Genomic DNA, 20,914 nt, shown 5'->3' with positions numbered 1-20,914 from the left:
AAACAGCGCCTTAGGACGTGAATGAGCCTGGGGGCGGTGTTACGGGAATGCGAATGAGGAAAGTGCTGCCCTCGCCGGGTTCAGAGGTGCAAATCAGTTCGCCCTGATGGCGATCGACAATGATTTGATAGCTGACGGAAAGGCCTAAACCCGTGCCTTTCCCGATCGGCTTGGTGGTGAAAAAGGGATCAAAAATATGCTCTATCGTTTTGGAGTTCATGCCCAAACCACTGTCCGTGATTTGCACCTCAACCCAATCTTGATCACATAGGCGCGTGCTGACCTGAATACTGTAGGGAATTGCATTGCCGGAACGAGGGTGCATCAATCCCCGCTTGAGCTGCTGGTGATAGTCCTCGATCGCATCAACCGCATTCACCAAAATATTCATAAACACCTGGTTCATATTGCCCGAATAGCACATCACATTGGGCAGCGAACCATATTGCCGCAAGACTTGAATTTCAGGGCGATCGTTGTGGGCTTTCAAACGATGACCCAAAATGGTCAGCGCACTGTCTAAGCCATCATGCAGATTTGCTAATTTCAACTCTGCTTCATCCAAGCGTGAAAACGTGCGCAATGACTTCACGATTCCACAAATCCGGTGAGTGCCCAACTTCATGGAATTCAAAATATCCAAGAGGTCGGATTCCATGAAATCCAAGTCGATTTCTTCAATTTTGGTAGCAATTTCTGGCGTTGGCTGGGGATAGCTTTTGCGATATAGCTCCACCAATTGCACCAGTTCTTTCGTGTAGGTTTGCGCGGGACTGATATTCGCCGCAATGAAATTCAAGGGGTTATTAATTTCGTGGGCAACGCCTGCCACCATTTGCCCCAGGCTCGACATTTTTTCCTGTTGCACAATTTGCGCCTGGGCCGCCTTCAAATCTGCCAGAGCTTTTTGTAATTCCTCATTCCGTTGTCGCAGGGCCAGTTCTGATGCTTGCAGGGCCTCTTCAATGCGCTTGCGATCGGTAATGTCCGTGCGCACTGACAAATAGCGCACGGGTTTTCCTCGTTGACTCACAATTGGCACAATGATGGTGTAAACCCAATATTCAGATCCATCCTTGGCGCGATTTTTAATTTCGCCGCGCCAGATTTTCCCCCGTGAAATGGTTTGCCACAGTTCCGTGAAAAATTCCGCAGAGTGATGGCCAGAGTTCAGAATTCGATGATTCTGCCCCATCAGTTCCGAGAGTTCATATTTTGAAAGCTTGCAAAAATAGTCATTGGCATAAATAATCTGACCCTTGTGATCGGTAATGGCCACGATGGCTGTCCGATCGATCGCATATTCCCAATCGCCCAACCAAGCATCAAAGGTTTTATCATCTCCCTCTGCTTTTCCACCCAGACTGTTGGCATTTTGGAGATCATGAAATGCATTTGCGTTGATATTAAACGCAGTAGCATTATTGGCAGCATTATTATTAGTAACCATGACTGATTCCTGAGAACAGTGCGAATTAATATCCAATGACCGAGCCTCGTTTTTAGGAAAGAGAGTGCAGAATAGGTGATGAGCAGTGTAATTAATGCTACAAGGAAGGTCTTGATAATGTTCAGACGATGTAATTAATGCTACAAGTCAGATATGGATAGAATTGGATCGATGTTTGGATCGATGTGCTGAAAGGGCTTGAACTGACTGTATTTGATGAAAACTATGAATGTCGATTATTTTAATGAACAATTAATAGGAGATCATTAGGAGATCATACTGATTTTCTCTATGAATATTTCTTGTTCTATTTGAACTTTGTTTAAACCTTTGGTTTCAAATTTGGATTCTATTCCCATAGGCATAAAACGACAAAACACCGCCAAATCTTGCGATCGGGCGGTGTTGGGATAGGGAATATCTTCAAGAAATCAGTGGGATCAGCTAGGCATTGTTGCTGACTTTCAGACCGGCATTGGATTGGGAATAGGTCTCCAGGGACACGGGCACGGGCGACACATGCCAAATATCGCGGCAATATTCCCGAATGGTGCGATCGCTGGAGAAGCGACCCATCCGCACGGAATTGAGAATTGAGGATTTTGTCCACCATTCCCGATCGCGATAGGCCTGATCGACCTTGCTTTGGGCTTCAGCATAGGCACGGTAGTCCGCCAAGACCATGTACTCATCCCGATAGAGCAGGGCATCCAGCAGGGGGCGGAACAGCTCCCGATCGCCCCGGCTGAATTGTCCCTCAGCGATCGCATTCAAGACCCCTTGAATTTCCGGATCACCGTAGTAGTAGCCCATGGGATCGTAGCCTTCGGCTTTGAGGGCCACCACTTCCGCTTCCGTGAGTCCAAACAGGAAGAAGTTGTCGGGCCCCACGGCTTCGCGAATTTCGATGTTTGCCCCATCCAACGTCCCGATCGTCAGGGCCCCGTTGAGCGCAAACTTCATATTTCCCGTGCCGGATGCTTCCTTGCCTGCCGTGGAAATTTGCTCCGACAAATCCGCCGCCGGATAGATGCGCTGGCCCAAGGATACGGAATAGTTGGCCACAAAGGCCACCTGCAACCGCCGGGCGATCGAGGTGTCGTTGTTCACCACCTCTGCTACACCGTTGATCAATCGAATGATCAGCTTGGCCAGGTAATAGCCAGGAGCCGCCTTGCCCGCAAAGATAAACACCCGAGGATGCAAATCCATGCTGGGATTTTGCTTGATCTGTTGGTAGAGCGAGATCACGTACAAGATATCTAGCAGTTGCCGCTTGTATTCGTGAATTCGCTTCACCTGGGTGTCGAAGATGGCTCGGGGATCCACTTCCAAATCGTTGTACAGCAACAGATAGTCCGCCAGTTCCCGCTTGTTGGCCTGTTTGATTTCGGCCCAGCGGTGTCGGAATTCGAGATCATCCGCCAACGGCTCCAGAGATTGCAACAACTCCAGATCCTTGACCCAGCGATCGTCCCCAATTTTTTCCGTAAACAGCTTGGACAGCCGGGGATTGGCCAACAGCAGCCAACGGCGGGGCGTTACGCCATTGGTCTTGTTCTGGAACTTTTCGGGCCAGAAGGTGTAGAAGTCGTTGAGGACATGCTTTTGCAGCAAGTCCGTGTGTAGGGCTGCAACCCCGTTGATCGCATGGCTGCCAACGCAGGCCAGATGGGCCATCCGCACCATCCGCTCTGGATTTTCTTGAATCAAAGACATCCGACCGGCGCGGGCTTCGTCGTGGGGATATTGCAGCCGCACTTCGTCTAAGAATCGCTGGTTGATTTCGTAGATGATTTCCAAGTGGCGGGGCAAGAGCCGCTCAAACAGGTTGACGGGCCAACGTTCCAGGGCTTCCATCAACAGGGTGTGATTGGTGTAGGCCAAACATTGGCGGGTGACGTGCCAAGCGCGGTTCCAACCCAGATCGTAGCGATCGATCAGTAACCGCATCAGTTCGGCCACGGCGATCGCGGGGTGGGTGTCGTTGAGCTGAATGGCAATGCTTTCGTGCAGGTATTCCAGACCCCGCCGCTGATCGCGCCGGTAGCGGTTGATTGCGTCTTGCAGGGAACAGCTCACGAAGAAGTATTGCTGCTCAAAGCGCAGTTGCTTCCCTTGGGCCGTGTTGTCGTTGGGGTAAAGCACCTTGGAGATGTTTTCCGACAAGATTTGGTCGGCCACGGCTCCGGTGTAGTCACCCCGATCGAACACTTGGAAATTAAACTCTTCACTGGCGCTGGCTTTCCACAGGCGCAGGGTGCTGACGGTGTTGTTGTTGTACCCCGCGATCGGCACATCGTGGGGCGTGCCCAAAATGCGTCGGGCCGGAACCCAGCGACAACGACCATGGCCATGCTCGTCCACATACTGTTCCGTGTGTCCTCCAAAGCCCACTTCCACGGTTAATTCCGGGTGACGAATTTCCCAGGGATTCCCGAACCGCAGCCATTTATCGGGCCGCTCCACCTGGGCCCCATCTTCGATCCGCTGATCAAAGATGCCAAATTCGTAGCGGATACCGTAGCCGATCGCCGGGATCTCTAAGGTGGCTAGTGAATCCAAAAAGCAAGCCGCCAGCCGACCCAAACCGCCGTTGCCCAGCCCCGGTTCTGGCTCCAATTCCAACAAGTGATTAAAGTCTAAGCCCGCTTCCGTAACCACCTGCTTGGCTTTTTCGTACATCCCCAGATTGAGCATGGTTTTGCCCAACTGTCGCCCCAGCAAAAATTCTGCTGACAGGTAACAGACCGTCTTCACGTCCTGTTGCATGTAGGCGGTGTTGCTGGCGATCCAGCGGTGTAACAGTCGATCGCGCACCGTGTAGGCCAGCGCCATGTAGTAGTCAAAGGGCGTGGCGGTGAGTTCGTTTTTGCCTTGGATGTAGTACAGGTTGTCGGCAAAGGCGCGCCGCAACGTGTCAGGGGCCATCCCGGTGCGATCGTCCTCCACGTGAACGGTAATCGGGCAGTAGTTTCCCTGAATGTCAAATGATTCCGTGTAATTCGAGAGCGGTTGTCCGGTAGAGGTCATAGGGGCGGCGGTGGGTAAAGAAATCAGGTGAGAGGCCGAACGGCCGTGGGGGCCAAGGGGACGATCGGGCATGGGCAGGGAGCCGGAACCGGCCCTGGCACTGCCCAAGGTTCAAGGGAAAATAGACTTGATCCCGATCGTAGCGATCCCCACCGGATATCCAAACTGCCTATCAACTCAATCAACCAGTGCAGTGAATCAAACCTTTGGGGTATCAACCTTCGGAAATCTCAATCTTAGGAAATCTCAATCGTGGTGATTGGGTGTGGCGATCGGGGTTCCCGATCGAGGCCTGGATTAACCAGGGCGATCGAACAGGGCGATCGAACAGGGCGATCGGGTCGGAGGAGTCACTGGCGCTGGCTGACTGTTTTCTAACTGGATTGATGTTGTCTAATTGAGTTAGTTGATTGTGGCCAGTGGAACCCATCACCCCAAACCGGGTCTAGGGAAAAATAACACCCAAAAGCCGGGTCTGGGAAACTCAATGGTGCGTGGGGAGCAGTTGATAACTGAAGTTATTGGCTTGGGTTATGACCCCACTCCTCAAACAAATGATGCGGATCAGGCCTTGGGATGCACTCTAACCTCGTCTTGCTTGGAAAACTAGAGCTGTGGTCAGCTCTGGCAGTCCGCAGGGAGTCAGCGGTTGATCATCCTCAGGTTGAGTCCTAGTCTAGCCGAGTCATTTTCGTCGCTTCCGTCGTGTCTAGAAGTTTTAATGGTGTCTGGAAATTTTGACTTTGAAGAGGCGATCGCCTTCGCAGAAAACCCAGAGCCGCGCTGCCCTTGCGTGCTGCTGCTGGATGTCTCAACCTCCATGCAGGGCGCGCCTTTAACCGCTCTGGAAGCTGGCTTGCAAGCTTTCCAGGCTGATCTCAACGGCGACTCCCTAGCAGCGAAACGGGTGGAAGTGGCGATCGCAACCTTTGCCGATCGGGTGGAAGTGCTTCAAGACTTTGTGACGGCCGATAGTTTTGAAGCGCCTCGGCTCCGAGCCGGCGGCATGACCTACATGGGAGCTGCAATCCATGCGGCCTTGGATTTGCTGCGCGATCGTAAAGCCCAGTATCGCAGTAATGGCGTGGCTTACTACCGTCCTTGGATTTTCTTAATTACTGACGGTGCGCCCAGTGATGATGCGGAAGTGCTAGGAGCCGCCGCCACCCGAATTCGCGATGAAGAAGCCCGTAAAGCACTCGCCTTTTTTGTCGTGGGTGTTGAAGGTGCAGACATGGAGCGGCTGGGATCCCTCACGGTGCGATCGCCCCTGAAGCTCAAAGGTCTCAGCTTCCAGGAACTGTTTCTGTGGCTTTCGGCCAGTATGCAGCAAGTATCTCGATCGCGCCCCGGCGAACAGGTTCCTCTCCCTTCCCCCACGGGTTGGAGCGAAGTTTAGCGATCGTTAATTGGGCAGATTCAATATTAGTCAGTACTGGTCAAAATTGGTCAGTACTGACTGCTCAATCCTCTTTAGGCTGGGGAGGATGTCAATACTCAATTCAGATTGCCAACTACAGTCAAAATCAGCGATCCCAGACCCGATCGCTGATCCCAGAGAATCAAAATCAGACTCAAAACAAGTCCCAAAACGAATGGGGGGTGATACCAAGTTCATGGCATCACCCCCCATTTTTCAGCTCAATTTTCAAGAGCGACTTTCTGAGGCGAATTAGGCGCGGTTTTGGCGACGCTTCAGCGCCACCCAGCTACCCACCGCAGCCAAACCAACCATCAAAGATGGCTCCGGCGTGGCGGCTGGCGGTTCCGGCAACTTGCCTTGGAACTGCACCAGGTAGGTTCCGTTGTGGGACTTGCCATCACCTGCTTCCACCTGACCAGAAGCGATCCCCTGACCACCGTAGCGGACAGTTTCTTGGCCATCGTAAAGCACCTTCACCAGCTCGCTGGCTTGCAGCTTCACCCCTTGCGTTCCCAGGGCTTTGATGACGTTGCTGTACTGAGTTTTTTGAATATTCGTCAGGGTTTTGCTGGTGGCAATCAGCCCCGACACAATACTGGTCACGTCCATGTGACCCGCTAGACCCACCGAAATCACCCCGCTTACCAGGTCTTGGTTCACGAAGGCGACGTTCGGGTCACTCAGCCTGGCCAAAGCAGCATTGGCTTCCGTCGTGTTGGAGGTGAAATAACCAACCGCTTCTGACAGAAAATTACCGGTCAAAATGCTGCTAATGCCGTTTTGGGCAGCCACATCCGTCAGCCAAGCTTGGGTAAATTGGGCTGTCCAGTCGGACTTAACTAGGCTGCGGAACTCAATGGCTTGACCATTCAGAGTGCCAGTGAGGGTGCTGTAGGTACCGCCCAGGAACTTGGCTAGACCGGGTGCAGTTTCGCTGTCTGCGAATAGCTCGACGTTGCCACCCGGCGCGGTCAAATCCCCTTGCAGGGCAGTGCCGAGGTTGCTGTTATCGCACAGAAAAGTGTTGGTGCCATTCGAGCAATACACCAGGATATTGCCGGTGGTGCTAGCACCTTGGAGGCTGGCGGCGAGGGCTGGTGCTCCGGCAAACAACCCCACGCCAGCGGCCATTGAGGCGCTTACGACCAGTTTGGGGAAAAGTCCAACCATGTTTTCGACTCCAACAGTCTTGAGCTAACTTGGGCTAAAAATTTTGGGCTTGTTTTTAAGGAGCACCCAGCTAGGACGCGCTTGTCTTTGCGCTGGTCAGCCATCAGGGTTTTGGGCGCACTGGGCTGACTTAACCTGCTACTGATGTAATCCTATGGGAAGGGCCAGGGCGATTAGGTAAAGACTGGATAAAGTTGTGCAGATGGTTCTTAAGGAGTTGATGAAGTTTTGCTGAAAGCTTCGATGATTGATCTTGATCACACCTTGCGATGGGGATCTGAGATTGATCTCTTTGATCGTTGATTTCGATCACACATCACATGCTTGGATGAATCAAACAGAATGAGTTTGCGAAAAAAATCGCAATGAATAGACCATTCCAAAGCAAGTCAAGAAAATAAGGTTGCCAATACGCATCTCGATCAAGTTGCTAAGAATGGTTAAGAGTTACCAATCGGAGTCCATCCCAACTGGTCACACCCAGTCAACATTCTTGCTCAACAAACCAATCTTTAGTTCCTAATCTCCTGCTCAACGAACCAGCGCTGATTCAGGGCCCAGTCAAAGGGGTGAGAAGCCGGTCAATTTGCTGATCAATAAACCAGCACTGATCGAACCGGCACGTCGGGCAGGCGATCGCGCCCCTTCAGGTCTTGGAGTTCAATCAAAAAGCCATAGCCCACTAGGGTTGCTTCGATTTGATGGATCAGTTGCCCAGCGGCGGCGGCAGTGCCCCCGGTAGCGATTACGTCATCCACCACCAACACCCGTGAACCGGGGCTGATCGCATCTTGGTGAATTTCCAGGCGATCGCGCCCATATTCCAAGTCATATTCCACACCATGGGTGGCGGCGGGGAGTTTGCCCGGTTTGCGCAGGGGCACAAAGCCCACACCCAAGGCCAACGCCAAGGCCGGGCCGAACAGAAACCCGCGCGCTTCGATGCCGGCCACAAAATCCGGGCGCAGATCATGACAGCGATCGTGTAGGTGATCCACGGCCTGTTGCAAACCATCCCGATCGCGCAGAAGGGTTGTAATATCTCGGAAAACAATTCCGGGCTGTGGAAAATCAGGAATAGCACGAACCAGACGATGCAAATCCGTCGGCTGGGATTGGGGTGTGGTCATCTGAGTTTTCTCCAGGAGATTGCCTAAAACTGCTTAAACTGGTGGGGATCGTTCGGCGGAATCATGGCGAAGTTCAGTGTGAAATTCAGCGCGAAATCAGTATCGCTGAATTGCAGGGCTGAATTTTGCAACCGATCGTCCGGGGGGTGGTGCTTACGGGATGATTGCAGGATTGTTCAGAGTTCGATCGCCCAAGTGGCACAGGCTGCCTGATCCTCCCCGATCGCCCCAGATCCCTGGGGTCTTCGCTTAGGCGGGATTGACCCCCAGCCCCCGCAAGGACAATTGGACGGATTGACCGATGGATCGAAATGATTTTCTAATCAATGGTTTCATTGAATTGCTGATGTGATTCTGTGCCGATGACTTCTTCGAGTGCAATGTTTGCCGATCGATCGCCTGTTCCCGCAGATTCACCGGAGATCCCGCCGATTTTGGAGCGGTTGCCCAACCCGCCCGTGAAAGATGGCGAATGTCCCCGGCGGGCCCGCCAACAACTGGACTTGATGCTCCTGGCGATCGAAGCCCTCGATCTCAGCGGGTCTGAGGCGATTCTTTACTGTGCCCAAGAGCTGGGAATCACGAGCGTGGTTGGCACAAAGGTTAACCTGTGGCGACTGCGAGCCACGAATCCTTTGCGGCGGGCGGTGCAACGGCGGCCCCTGAGCTTGAATGAGGCCAAGGCCCTGACTACGATTGTGGTTTATTTGGCCAAGCGACTGACGGTGCTGATTCGGCAATTACTTCTGGCTTGCGAGCGGCTGGAGGAGCAGGATCTATCCTTCGAGCACCATTTTCGGCTGGCGGATTATCTGGAGCGGTTCCGGGCCCACTTCCGGGCCCGGATGAATCCACGCCGATCGGCCGTGACGGTTTACAACACCGACGAGGCCCTGAATACCCTGGCCCTCCGCTTGCTGGAACAGTTACTGTACTGTTCGTCAACGGCGGGGCTGGAACGCTTTTGGATTAGTTTGTTTGACGGAGAAGTGGCGTGACAATTCAACGACAGTACAGCTTGCCCAATTGTGTCCTGACCCTGGAGGGCATGGATTCATTGGCAGAGGTGGGGGAAGCAAGACCGACTTTATCGGTGCTGTTGACGGTGAATTGTCAGTTTCCTGCCCATGGCCAGGGATTTTTGTGCGATCGCAGCTTTTTTGAGCGGTTTGCCCAGGTGGTGAGTCAATACGCCCAGGGTTGCTTCAGCGGCATTCAATCGCCCCAGTTACCCACAGCGATCGATCCCAGTCAGCCCAATGTGGCGGTTGTGGCAGCCGATGGAGGCAAACATCGATTGTTGGTGATGCCGCCGCCGAATCCGGAGGGGCCCGGCGATGGCCCGCCGCAGCCGATCGAGCTATTGCTGACCCCGCTGCAACTGTTTGACTTGGTGGAAACGATCGACCAGTTCTACGGCGATCCCAAAACCTTGCCCGACATCCAGCAGGTGTTCTCTCCGGTGTCTCGCCATGACCTGGTGCAGGCGGAACCGCTGGTGCAACGGGCGGCTCCCGTGGCCTTGGGCGCTTCCGGGTTGGCCGTGGCGGCGGGGTTGTTGTTCATGTTGCCCGTGCCCAAGGTGCAACAACCCAAGGATCTGTTGCGGCCCACGCCCACACCCACGCCTCAAAATCAGTCGGCCTTGCCCTCGCCCTCACCGGCCACCGCACCCAGCCCCGCTAAACCCCAACCCCAAACCCGATCGATCCCGGCGGCATCCCCAGCCAGCACGAGTGCAGCCATTCCCCCCTCGTCGGTTCCAGTGCCCTCGCCCCTGGCCGGAGAAGGAGCCGATACGCTGTTGACTCCTGCTAAGCCGGTGACGGATCCCAAGCAGTTGGCAGCCTTGGAGCGATATCTCCTCGGCCAGTTGGATCAGGCTTGGACCGATCGCCAGAATTTGGCCCTGACCCTGAACTACCGGGTGAGCGTGGGCGAGGATGGTTCGATCGTGGGCTATTTGCCGGAAAACGCCATGGCCCAAGAGGCGATCGCCCGTACCCCGTTGCCCAAATTGCTGTTTAAGCCCCTCGATCGGGCTAATACCGGGGAACCCCTAGCCACTTTCCAGGTCTCCTTCAGCGCTGCCCAGGGGGTGCAAGTGATCCCCATGGAATCGGTGAACGCCAGCAATGCCGCTGTCAACCGAATTCAGAATCCCAGCCTCAGCGACACGATCGCCCGTGAAACTGCCCGCGCCCAGCTCGAAAAGAGCTTGCGAACCGCCTGGCAGGGCAAATCTGCGCCCAGTATGCCCCTGATGTATGACGTGCGCACCAACGCTGTTGGCATCGCCGTAGACGCGGATCCCGCCAATCGCAATGCGGCCCAAAAACCCTTCCCCCTGGGCCCATTGCTGAACCCGGCCGCCAGCGCCATCAAAGGTGACAACGGCAAGGTGCAACTGGCTCCCTTGGCTCAGTTTCGAGTGATTTTTTGGCCCGACGGGTCGATCAATGTGCGTTCCTAACCTGATTCTTGGGGATTTCCTGGGTATGTTGGCCTTGGGGTTAGGTCGATCGCTGGGTCGATCGCTGGGTTAATGGCTGGGTTGATTTGGCTCAAGCACCCACACCGACTCGATCGCCCCAATCCCAATCCTCCATTCCCCTGGTGTTCCTAGCTATGGCTGGTCTTTCTCCCGAAGGATTTTTTGATCTGAGTACCGGTAACGATAACTACACCGTTCCGGCCAACTTGCTCACCACCGCCCCCCAAGGATTGCGGGCCCTGGAAGGTGCAGACAGCGTTCAAGGTTCCGAAGGGGGCGATTTTATCTATGGCAACTTGGGTAACGATCGGCTGCGGGGCAACGGTGGAAACGACAGCCTGTTAGGCGGTCGCGACCAAGACGACCTCGATGGCGGGCTGGGGGATGACCTCGTGGCTGGGAACTTAGGTAACGATTGGGTCGCGGGTGGCGACGGCAACGATACGCTAGTGGGAGGGCGCGATTCCGATCTGCTCCTGGGCGGGGCGGGCAATGATTTCCTGAGCGGCGATTTGGGCAGCGATGTGCTGATCGGCGGTGCAGGAACCGATACCTTCAGCCTGCGGGGTGATGCCACCGGCCTCAGCAATGTGGACGTGGTGTTGGATTTTGATCCCACGGTCGATCGCCTGCAACTCAACAATCTGAATGCCAGCGATATGCGCTTCCAAGCCACCAGCTATTCCCTCAGCTTCTTGGTCACCCTCCTGCAAGGCAGCAGCGGCATCTTGCCTCCGGGTTTAACCCTGCCGGCCAATGCCACCGCCGCCACCATTCGCCAAACGATTCAGAGTACCGTGGGCGTGGACATTGATCCCGACGGCGACGGCTCCATTACCGGCACATTGGTGACCAATGCGGCCGGTCAAGAACTTGCCTTCTTTTTGGGGGCTGCTCCCGATGCTGTGGCCCGCGCGGCCGGTACTACCACCAACGGCGGCGGAACCAGCGGCGGCGGAACCAGCACCTTCACGAACGACATCCTCACCACCCACAACAGCTATCGATCGGCCGTGGGCGTTGCTCCTCTCACTTGGTCAGACTCCTTGGCCAGGGATGCCCAGGCCTGGGCGAACCAGTTGGCATCCACCGGAGCCTTTAACCATGCCCAAAACACCGGTCAGGGCGAAAATTTAGCCCGAGGAACCAGTGGGGCCTATTCCACCAAAGCGCTGGTGGATTTGTGGGGAGCCGAAAAGCGGTTTTTCAAGCAGGGAATTTTCCCCAACGTCAGCACCACCGGCAACTGGGCCGATGTGGGACACTACACCCAAATCGTTTGGCGCAATACAACGCAAGTGGGCTGCGGTCTGGCCTCGGGCGGTGGCAACGATACCTTGGTTTGTCGCTATTCACCGCCGGGGAATTTCACGGGTCAAGCCCCGTTCTAGTCGCACGGCAAGCGGATTTTGATAGGTCAGGCCCAATGACTGTTGCCGCCGCCAAACGGTTAGGCAGCAAGGAGCTTAAGCCCCTTGTGATGACGACTGATCCCGCAACCTTGACCCTATGAACTAGGGCAGCCCCGCTCTAGCATCTGCTACTCATTCAGGATTCAGAACCTTATGTTTCAAGTTGAAGAATTAGCTGAACGGTGGCCGGTCTTTCGCTTGACCGATGGGGCTGCCCAGTCCGTTTTGGAAGTGGTTCCCGATCGCGGCGGCATCATCACCCGCTGGGCAATTCAGGGCCAAGAGTTGCTTTATCTCGATCGCGATCGCTATCAAGATCCCAACCTCAGCATTCGTGGCGGGATCCCCATTCTGTTTCCCATTTGTGGGAACTTGCCGGAAAATCGCTATCAGCTACCCAGCGGAGAAACGGGCATTCTCAAGCAGCATGGTTTTGCGCGCGATTTGCCTTGGATGGTCACTGGCTCCGACTTGCGCGACGCAGCGAGCATTACCCTCACCCTCGATGCCACGCCCGCAACCCTAGCCGTTTATCCCTTCCAGTTTCGATTGGATTTCACCTATCGATTGCAGGGCAATCAGTTAGAAATTATTCAAAATCATCACAACTTGGGCGATCGCCCCATGCCCTTTTCTTCTGGGTTGCATCCCTACTTCAACGTGGCGGATAAATCGGCCCTGGCGATCAATCTTCCGGTTACTGAATATTTTGATCAAAAGCGCCAATCAACTGGGGCGTTTGACGGCAATTTTGATTTTGAGCAAGATGAATTAGATCTGCGATTTCCTGTGGTCGATCGTCTGTCGGCCACGGTCACAGATTGTCAGCAACAACAAACCCTCAGCCTGGAGTTTGATGCCAGTTACCGCACCTTGGTGTTTTGGACGTTGAAGGGTAAACCTTTCTATTGTCTGGAACCCTGGACAGGGCCGCGCAATGCCTTAAACACGGGTGAACAATTGCTATGGCTTGATCCCGGTGCGACTCACACCAATCAGGTGCGTTTGCAACTGCAACATAACTGCTAGAATTATGGCCGCTCAACGGCTCTCTATTTTCTGTTGATGTCGTCAGTTCGCGATGAGTTCTTGATCGATGATGCTCACGCCCGAGGAGTTTCAGCAACAGTGGACAGCCCTGCTCGATCGGGTGGAAACCTGCACCACTGAAAAAGCCCTAGAAGATCGAGTTTTAACCCCGCTGCTGATGCTACTCGGCTATGACAAAGCCGATGTGGCCCAACAGGTTCCCTTTGGGCGAAAACGAGTTGATTTTTTAGTCAAGGCCCAGCAAGCGGCTCCCTCTAGCCACTATTTGGTCATTGAGGCCAAAGCGCCCCACAAATCGATCGCCCACAATAGCTGGCAACTGCGGGAATATCTCCGTGAATCAGGCAGTTTGTTGGGCCTATTAACCAATGGCAATCAGTTCAAGTTGCTCTATAACGATGGTAGGGCAATTCACATTCTGTGGGAGTTTGAGCGAGCCGATCTTTACGATAACTATCGGCTGCTGGGATCGTTGCTGTGGCAGCGCAATTGCGATCGGGTCATGGCCGCCTTTGCCGATAGCCATCGAAAGGTTCATCACCAATTCATTCGGGCGATCGCGCGGCTTTCTCACGATCCCAAAATGATGAACCTTTCGGCGATTCACGATCGTCAAACCTCAGACCCAGAACCTCAACGGCGAGAGTCTATGATTATCACGGTTTTTAACAACAAGGGTGGAGTCGGTAAAACGACACTCACCATCAACTTAGCCGCTGCCTTAAGCCAAATGGGCAAGCGAGTTTTGCTGATTGATATTGATGCTCAGGCGAATTTAACCACCGGTCTCGGAATTGACCCCCTTGAAGATATTGAAAAAGCGGGACGCAAGGATATTACCCACCTGCTGACGGAACCCAAAACCACGGCCGCCTCCGTCACCATCAGCAAACGTTGGGGCAATGTGACTTTGGATGTGATTCCTTCCCATATTCGGCTCAGCAGTATGGAAAATCAGCTCATTCAGTTAGTGGATAGCGATCGAATCCTGGCCAAAAAACTCAAAAACCATGACTATGATTTTGTATTCGTTGACCCACCGCCCTCCTTTGGGAAAGTGAACCGAATTTCTCTGATGGCTTCGGCGGGAGTTCTGGTTCCCACGCAGCTTTCCCCCTATCCCATTCGCGCCTTGGAGTATGTGCTCAGCCAAGTGGAAGAGGTGGGACAATTCCGAGAAACACCCCTGCCAATTGTGGGCATTGCCGTCAGTATGTATGATCGCCAGTCCAAGACTTTTAATCAAGCGATGGTGGATGATTTGAACGCCAAGCTCGATCGGCTCCCGGGGGGCGATCGCACGGCGCTTTTCCGCGAGGCCACTTGGGTTCCTCGGTTAAATGTTTTGTCCAAATCCCAGTCGAAAGGCTATCCTCTTTGCGCGGCTGATTTTGATGAGGATCTGGGATCTCAGGATCGCAATTCCGTTGAAAATGCCCTGGCGGCCTTTGAGAATTTGGCCAAAGATTTGATTCAAAAAGTTAGTGTTGGCGCTGAACCTAACCCATGAGCGATTATCAAGAACGTCGCCGCCTGATTCGCGAAAATCTGAAGATTCAACCCGTTAACCATGGTCAGGTTCATACCTGTTTGGTGGGGATGCGATCGCAACCGGAAATTTCACCCGATCGCTATGAGGAACTGCGGTGGAGTTTGCGGAATCACAACAGCAATTTGATCCCGATTTTGGTTCGTCGCACCGATCAGCTTGGGGATGAAGTGGAATATGAAGTAATCCACGGGGCTGATTGGGTGGTGGTGGCCAATGATTTAGACATTGGGATGCTGTGGGCTTGGGTTTTTGACCTGAGCGATGCGGAAGCGGCATTAGCCCAAGAAGAGCTAGCGGTTTTGTTAGAAGGCGATCCCCCGTCGGCCTCGATTGCCAACCCCGACCCAAGCCCTCAGCCAGTTGTGGAACCAGGCATCGATCCAACTCTTGGCCAGCGTCTGGAAGAACAATTAACCCAACGGTTGGAGCAACTCCTCGATCAAAAACTAACCCAGTCTCTTGCGGGAGTGACCGTTGCCGATCGCCAGGCTTTGGGGGATGCCAACTCAGCGCAAACATTGGCCACGCTAGAAAGCCAAATGACCGATCTCAGTCAACAGTTGGCAAACCTCAGCCAGACTGGGAACCCGATCGCGCAGCCACAACCACCCAGCCCCACCAGCGAAACCAGCTCCAGCAGCGCCGCACAGGAAATAGTTGCTTCTTTGGAGCGATCGATCCATCGCCTTTGCGAAGTGGTGACCGAAGGATCAAAAATCACCCTGACGATCGAGCCGCCGGCCAAGTCGCCAGCCCCAGTTGTTGATCCCCAGGAAGCCGAACTGCGGAAAATTTACAGTGTGGTTGCGTTGGCCAAGCTCAAAACCCTCGCCAAGGATAAGGGGATTGCGATCAGCAGCAAGGCGAAGGCTGAGGAAATTATTGAGGCCCTGATTGAATCCCATCGCCTATCGGTCGCGCCCTAGTAGCATGACAGGCTTAATACATTGGGTCAAAGTTGCGGAGCCAGTCGTAGTAACAAGGGGCTTAAGCCCCTTGCTGCCTAACGATTTGGTGGCGATAACAGCCATGTAATTTAACCCAGCGAATTAAGGCAGCCACGCTACTAGGCTCAATTACATCTAGCCTTGGGCTAGTGCTGAGTGAGGACGGGCAACACTCGGCGCGCAAGACTTGGCGAGATCGATCGGGGCAGTTTCTGCAAACTTCGTCAAACTTCATCAAACTTCATCGCCACCCTTGAAGCGTGATCGGTTGTGGGTTAAAGTATCAAACGTCATCCCCAGGATGGCCAATCGCTGGCGTAGCTCAGTTGGTAGAGCAACTGACTTGTAATCAGTAGGTCAGGGGTTCAAGTCCCCTTGCCAGCTTCTAAATCGGGTTAATCAGGTAGCTCCACGATCGGGCCGGTCTAGGAGTCCTTGGTGGCTTCCAGCAGCTGTCCTCGCTCAACGGTGGGGGCAATTTGCCAACCCCGGCCCTGTAGGGATTCCAGGATTTCGCGGGAGGGGCGATAAAGCCAAACCCGATTGCCCAAGGGCTGGCCCGCCAAATCAGCGGGCGATCGCACGAATAGAAACTGCACGGCGGGATCGGTGCGATAGCCCAGGCCGATCGCCCGGCCCACCTTTTCCGGCCCCGTCAGCACCCATTGGTTAGGGCGGTTGGCCAGGGCGGCGGCCACCTGACCATCGTAAAAACTGCTGTATTTGTTCCACCAAGTATCCGCTCGCACCATGGCGATGCTGGAAGCAAGGCTAACCGACACCAACAGCACGGTAACGACTTGACCCAATCGCCGGCCATATTGCCCCGCCAGGGAACGGGAAGCGCGTGGCGTGACCCAAAATTCCGCCAAACTGTAGGCCACTGCCAAAATTACCCCGATCGAGGGGCCCAACAAAAAACGCGGCACGGTCGATCGCTGCCCCCCATCAATCAAGTCGGGAATTGCCAGGGCCAAAAAGGGCACAGCCAACCCACAAAGCACCAAACATTTCGCCGCTTCATTGGCAAATTGGCAGAGAATCCGGAAACTCCAAACCACCAAGCCCCCCACTGGCAACAGCACGCCCCACCAAACCCAGCTTGCCAATTGGGCTTCGTCTTGGCCCGTTTCCACATTCACCAGCCGATCGCTCGTCAGACCCTGCACATCCGCAAACAAACCCACCAGGCCAATCAACCAGCGCCGGCCGATCGTCAGCCAACCCACATCGCGCCCCACCCAAGCCATGCCGTCAAAGTGGATCAAATAAACCACCAACCAAGGCAAAAAGGCCGCACTACCCAGCGCCGCCGCGATCGCCCAAGCACGCATTTGACGATTCCAACGAAACCGTTCCAGCCAGGTCATCCACAGCCCATGGCCAAAAATCGTCAGTGCAAAGGTGGGGTGAGCATACAAACCCAGGGCGATCGCCCCGCCATAGGCCAGCCATCCCCGCTGCACCCGTCGCAGTCGGCCCGCCGGGTCAAAGGCGCGGGACTCATGCCAGGCCCGCTGCACCCGCACCAACAGGGCCCCGGACACCAACACCAACAACACCACTAGGCTATATTCCCGGGCCTCTTGGGCATAGACCAAGTGCAGCGGCGACAGACTCAGCAGCAAAACCGACAGCAGCGCCACGGCCCAAGAGCGGAAGAGTTCCCAGGCCAACCAAACCATGGCCGGAAAGGTGAGCCAACTGATCAGAGCAGCAGTCAGGCGAATTTGATCGATCGCCCGGCCGCCAAACCCGGCCAACACCCTGGCAAATCCATAGAACAGGGGTGGATGTTGGGGATTGTCCGTGGCCAGGGCCACGGTGGTGGCTCGCAAGCCCTCCAGCAGATTTTGATTGGCGGGCAGGGTTTGGAACTGCATCAGGTCGGCCATGGTCACCGGCTGGCGATCGCTGGCGGCCCGAGTGGCCCAAGCCACGGCGGTTTCCTTGCCCACGCCGGCCACCCGCATGGCGCTATGGATTTCATCAATCCAGTGAAATTTCTGGGACAAGTTGGTGACCCGCAACCCCAGGCCCAGCCCGATCGCCAGAACCAAAACCAGGGACAGCAGCCAGCTCGATCGTCTTAGGGCATACATGGCAAGGTTAGGGGCAACGGCAAAGGGGCAAAATCGCTCATGTCTAGCGGTGCTCAGCGAAATCAGGCGGGTGGCCGAGGGCTAATCAACGGCTGGCCGCGGCGGCTACCTTGGCTAGGCATTTCGCATCGAGAACCACCAAATCCGGTTGTTGATAGGCCTGACAGGGGTGATCGGGGGCTAAAAAGCTGCTCAGGGCTGGCTTTTCGCCGCGATTGAGGCGATCGAGCGCCTCCTGTTGCACCGGTTGAAATTGGCGTAACCAGCGGTTGGCCCGCCGCTCCTTTGCGCTCAGGTAATCGATCGTGAAGGTGTCGCGATCGAGCAGCCAAAAATCAATGCTGTATTGCTGATTGAAGGCCAATACCACCGCCAGATTTGGGCTATAGAGCGCTTGCAGCAGATCCATCATCCGTTGCCGAAACAAGCGGTAATAGCCCCAGTGGTAAGGAATGGCATATTCACGGGCCACCAGAACCGATCGCCCGGCAAAGGTGGGCAGATTATCGGCCTCTTTGGCCAAGGACGCAACCCGCAGATCCACCGGCTGGGTCGCAAAAAATTGGTACAGGCCCGGCGATTCTCCCGCGACGTAGTTGGCCTTGGGGAAGCGTTTCAGGCTGAGGGGATAGAGCACTGTACCGCTGAATAGCCCGATCGCCAAGAGCACCGCCAACAAGCGCTTAACCCCTCGGCCAGCGCCTGAGGGCATGGTTGGGGTTGAGTCTGGGCTAGGGAATGGGGCGTGGGCTTCGGGGTTGGTGAATTGGGTGCTGATCACTGGATCGATCGAGCCAGGCTGCGATCGACCAGCGCCCAAGAGCTGATCCAGCAGCAGCGTCAACACCAAGGCCGCCGCGATCGGCAACATCATCCGAATGCTGTGTTGGGTGTAGCGACCGGGTAAATGGAGCCGAAACAACAGCAAATGGGCCAAGGTATAGCAACCGATGCCAGAGGCGAGCCAAATGGGCAACAGGGCCAGGCGATCGCTCAGGTGTTGACCCAAACGCCAGCGATCGCGCTGCCACCAGACCACCGGCAACAGCAACCCCAACGCCAAGGTGGCCGGTGTGAATGGATCCTTGGGCAACAGGCTGCTGCGTTGCCCCAAAATCCAAAAGTCAAACCAGTTGTCATCAAAAAAGTTGGCCCGGCCACTGGAGAAAAATTCCGGGAGCGATCGTGCTTGGCTGACGGTCACCACGGGGCCATAGTCCGAAGCTTGCAGGGCATAGAGACCCAGAACAGCGATCCCCGCAATCCCACCGCCCATGGCCAGGCGATCGCGCCGCTGAGTCAGGGTGGCGGCGGGGCCCCAAGGGCTGACCATTAGCGATCGCAATCCGGCCGGCCACTGCCAGCGCCAGCGCCAACACCAGTCGATCGCCAAGATGCCCAAGGCCACCAAGACGTATTGGGGATAGAACAGGCCCAGCAGCCCGATTGTGCCCAAAACCCAACCCAGGCTGGAGCGTACCCAACCCCAGGCAAAGGCTAAAAACAGTGGGTAGAGGAACGATCGGGGGGTGGCGGAAGCCAAGTCATCGGTCATGGCCAGCACTTGACTGGTGAGCACCGATCCCAAAAATCCAGCCACCGGAATCGGCAACAGGGCCGTAGTTAAACCAAAAGCCAACCCCGCCACCACCAACCCCAGCCCGATCGGCAGAATTTTGCTCACCGCCAGCGGATTCAACCCGGCCCAAGCCAGCAACCGATAGAGGGTGCGATAGCCTTCCGGGGCCACGGATTGGAAATAGTCCGCAATCCAATCCTGAGGAAAGAGGGTGGGGTCTAGCCAGCGCTGCATCCAAAACACATGCTGGCGGGCATCGTCTTGAACAATGTAGGGGCCGCCGGTGGCCTGGCGATAGCCGGCCCAGCCAATGGCCAGGGCGATCGCCCCGCTGGCCAACAGCCAGCCCCACCAATCGCGCCGTTGGGGCTGGGCCGGAAACAGCCAGCACCGGAGCCGATCGCTCCAAGGGGTGAATCGTGGGGCCGTCATGGGCGGCGGGCTGCGCGGTCGATCGCCGCCGTCATCAATTGGGCCAACTGGGCGGCACTGTCGGGCACAGCCAGGGCGCGGGCCCGCTGGGCCATGGTGTCCAGGCGTGATCGATCCGCCAGCAACTCCAAAACCAAATCCCGCAGGCGATCGGGAGACAGTTGCCCCTGAGGAAACACCTGTGCTGCCCCCGCTTCCACAAAGACTTGCGCATTAAACGTTTGGTGATCATCCGCCGCAAAGGGATAGGGCACCAAAATCGAAGGGGTGGCGGTGGCGGCCAATTCCGTTAGCGTGCCTGCGCCCGATCGACTAACGGCCAAATTGGCCCGCCCCAGCAGGCTAGCCATATCGTCATAGAAAGGAAGGGCAATGTATTGGGGATGTTCCAAGCTGGCCGCATCCGGATCCCGATCGCCCGTTAAATGCACCACCCAAGCCCCCATCGCAAACCAAGCCGCCGCCACTTCCCGCACCAACCGATTCAGGGCCACGGCCCCTTGGCTGCCGCCGGCCACCACAATCAACGGCGCGTCCTCCGGCACGGGCAAGGCCAGCGGTTCCGGCTTCCAGAATCGATCTCGGGCCGGTGTGCCGGTACAGAGGGCGGCAATTTTTCGTTGGCGTAACCGCTGGGCCGCCGCCTCAAATCCCACAGCCACCGTGTCGCACCAGGGGCCAAACCAGCGCGTGACCCGGCCAGGAATGGCGTTGGACTCGTGTAACACCACGGGCAATCCGAGCGATCGAGCGGCCACAATGGCCGGCCCGGCAATGTAACCCCCGGTGGTCAGCACGCCAGCAAACTGCCCTCGCTGCAACAGCCGACGCACCGCAAAGACAGACTTCACCAGGCCATAGGCCGTGGCCAGGGTTTTCCAGCCCAATCGCTCCTGAAAACCGGTCACCGGAATGGTATGCAATGGAAAGCAATCGGGCACCAGCTTGGTTTCCAGGCGATCGGGCACACCAAGCCACTCGATCGTCCATCGATCGGTCAACTCCTGGGCCGCCGCCAGCGCCGGGAACAGATGCCCCCCCGTGCCACTGGCAGCCACTAACAATCGCTGCGGGGCGGTTGCTGTCAAACCGTTTCTCTCTTTCAACCGCTACAATCGGACAGGCAAGGCGGGACTTGAT

Annotated in this window: 15 protein-coding genes and 1 tRNA gene; 8 read left to right on the top strand and 8 right to left on the bottom strand. The window is 55.7% G+C overall.

From position 1 onward, the window contains the following. Positions 1-10 precede the first annotated feature (10 nt). The 3 genes from H6F46_RS01480 to H6F46_RS01470 all read right to left on the bottom strand — a co-directional run bounded on the left by H6F46_RS01480 (position 11) and on the right by H6F46_RS01470 (position 4,913). On the bottom strand, positions 11-1,450 hold the full coding sequence (locus tag H6F46_RS01480) for a sensor histidine kinase (protein ID WP_190355764.1): 1,440 nt from the start codon (positions 1,448-1,450) through the stop codon (positions 11-13). 444 nt (positions 1,451-1,894) lie between these two features. Beyond that, positions 1,895-4,483, bottom strand: coding sequence for a glycogen/starch/alpha-glucan phosphorylase (locus tag H6F46_RS01475; RefSeq protein ID WP_190355787.1), 2,589 nt, complete (start codon positions 4,481-4,483; stop codon positions 1,895-1,897). A gap of 214 nt (positions 4,484-4,697) precedes the next feature. Then, positions 4,698-4,913: a hypothetical protein gene (locus H6F46_RS01470; RefSeq protein WP_190355765.1), complete on the bottom strand. Its 216-nt coding sequence runs from the start codon at positions 4,911-4,913 to the stop codon at positions 4,698-4,700. A 291-nt stretch (positions 4,914-5,204) separates the two neighbouring features. On the opposite strand from H6F46_RS01470, the gene H6F46_RS01465 reads away from it, so the two are divergent. Beyond that, a complete protein-coding gene (locus H6F46_RS01465; RefSeq protein WP_190355766.1) occupies positions 5,205-5,882 on the top strand; it encodes a VWA domain-containing protein in 678 nt (225 codons plus the stop codon). A gap of 273 nt (positions 5,883-6,155) precedes the next feature. On the opposite strand, the gene H6F46_RS01460 is transcribed toward H6F46_RS01465, so the two are convergent. Beyond that, positions 6,156-7,076 (bottom strand): NF038130 family PEP-CTERM protein, encoded by a 921-nt coding sequence (locus H6F46_RS01460; RefSeq protein ID WP_190355767.1) that lies wholly within the window; start codon positions 7,074-7,076, stop codon positions 6,156-6,158. A 593-nt stretch (positions 7,077-7,669) separates the two neighbouring features. Continuing rightward, positions 7,670-8,206, bottom strand: coding sequence for an adenine phosphoribosyltransferase (locus tag H6F46_RS01455; protein WP_099532461.1), 537 nt, complete (start codon positions 8,204-8,206; stop codon positions 7,670-7,672). A gap of 362 nt (positions 8,207-8,568) precedes the next feature. Between H6F46_RS01455 and H6F46_RS01450 the strand changes: the two genes are divergently transcribed. The 7 genes from H6F46_RS01450 to H6F46_RS01420 all read left to right on the top strand — a co-directional run bounded on the left by H6F46_RS01450 (position 8,569) and on the right by H6F46_RS01420 (position 16,045). Continuing rightward, on the top strand, positions 8,569-9,204 hold the full coding sequence (locus H6F46_RS01450) for a DUF3038 domain-containing protein (protein ID WP_099532463.1): 636 nt from the start codon (positions 8,569-8,571) through the stop codon (positions 9,202-9,204). Continuing rightward, entirely contained in the window at positions 9,201-10,679 is a 1,479-nt protein-coding gene (locus H6F46_RS01445; protein WP_190355768.1) for a DUF4335 domain-containing protein, read from the top strand. The genes H6F46_RS01450 and H6F46_RS01445 overlap by 4 nt, the downstream gene beginning before the upstream one ends. 155 nt (positions 10,680-10,834) lie before the next feature. Then, the gene (locus H6F46_RS01440) at positions 10,835-12,091 is read left to right on the top strand and encodes a CAP domain-containing protein (RefSeq protein WP_190355769.1); all 1,257 of its coding nucleotides are present in this window, start codon (positions 10,835-10,837) and stop codon (positions 12,089-12,091) included. Between the two features lie 174 nt (positions 12,092-12,265). After that, on the top strand, positions 12,266-13,141 hold the full coding sequence (locus H6F46_RS01435; protein ID WP_190355770.1) for an aldose epimerase: 876 nt from the start codon (positions 12,266-12,268) through the stop codon (positions 13,139-13,141). 67 nt (positions 13,142-13,208) lie between these two features. Continuing rightward, positions 13,209-14,672: an AAA family ATPase gene (locus tag H6F46_RS01430; protein ID WP_190355771.1), complete on the top strand. Its 1,464-nt coding sequence runs from the start codon at positions 13,209-13,211 to the stop codon at positions 14,670-14,672. Next, a complete protein-coding gene (locus H6F46_RS01425; RefSeq protein WP_190355772.1) occupies positions 14,669-15,640 on the top strand; it encodes a hypothetical protein in 972 nt (323 codons plus the stop codon). Before H6F46_RS01430 ends, H6F46_RS01425 begins: the two co-directional genes overlap by 4 nt. Positions 15,641-15,972: 332 nt before the next feature. After that, positions 15,973-16,045: transfer RNA gene (locus H6F46_RS01420), tRNA-Thr, on the top strand. Positions 16,046-16,086: 41 nt separating this feature from the next. Here the strand turns inward: H6F46_RS01420 and H6F46_RS01415 are convergent. From H6F46_RS01415 to murG, 3 genes are all read right to left on the bottom strand, one after another. Continuing rightward, a complete protein-coding gene (locus tag H6F46_RS01415) occupies positions 16,087-17,763 on the bottom strand; it encodes a glycosyltransferase family 39 protein (protein ID WP_190355773.1) in 1,677 nt (558 codons plus the stop codon). A gap of 85 nt (positions 17,764-17,848) precedes the next feature. Further along, positions 17,849-19,774: a hypothetical protein gene (locus H6F46_RS01410; RefSeq protein WP_190355774.1), complete on the bottom strand. Its 1,926-nt coding sequence runs from the start codon at positions 19,772-19,774 to the stop codon at positions 17,849-17,851. Continuing rightward, positions 19,771-20,862, bottom strand: a complete 1,092-nt coding sequence (gene murG, locus H6F46_RS01405) for an undecaprenyldiphospho-muramoylpentapeptide beta-N-acetylglucosaminyltransferase (protein WP_099532470.1) — start codon at positions 20,860-20,862, stop codon at positions 19,771-19,773. Before murG ends, H6F46_RS01410 begins: the two co-directional genes overlap by 4 nt. Positions 20,863-20,914: the final 52 nt, after the last annotated feature.

The sequence above is a fragment of the Limnothrix sp. FACHB-1083 genome, from assembly GCF_014696485.1.
Lineage (GTDB): Bacteria > Cyanobacteriota > Cyanobacteriia > CACIAM-69d > CACIAM-69d > CACIAM-69d.
Note: the sequence above shows the minus strand (reverse complement) of the source record. Positions and strands in the feature narration are given on the sequence as shown.